Source organism: Massilia frigida, assembly GCF_011682175.1.
In the GTDB taxonomy this organism is placed as follows: Bacteria; Pseudomonadota; Gammaproteobacteria; order Burkholderiales; family Burkholderiaceae_D; genus Telluria_A; species Telluria_A frigida.
In genome coordinates, this window is the sequence record NZ_WHJG01000212.1 from 1 (window position 1) to 300 (window position 300).

Genomic DNA, 300 nt, shown 5'->3' on the forward strand with positions numbered 1-300 from the left:
AAAGGGTCGTTCGAGACCAGGACGTTGATAGGTCAGGTGTGGAAGTGCAGTAATGCATTAAGCTAACTGATACTAATTGCCCGTACGGCTTGTCCCTATAACCTTAGCAGGTACAGAGATAAGAAATACGCGTTGTGTTTTGTGCGATACGCACGATCACTACCCAAAGTAAGACATATAAAACGATACTTCTTCCAGATTCAAGCTAGTGCTGCCCAACAGGGAGCACCAAGCTGTACAAGTTATGCCTGATGACCATAGTAAATCGGTACCACCCCTTCCCATCCCGAACAGGACCGT

At 46.7% G+C, this 300-nt stretch carries 1 rRNA gene; it reads left to right on the forward strand.

Annotated elements, in window-relative coordinates:
- A 23S ribosomal RNA gene (locus tag F2P44_RS34735) occupies positions 1–97 on the forward strand; the annotation flags it as partial.
- Positions 98–300: the final 203 nt, after the last annotated feature.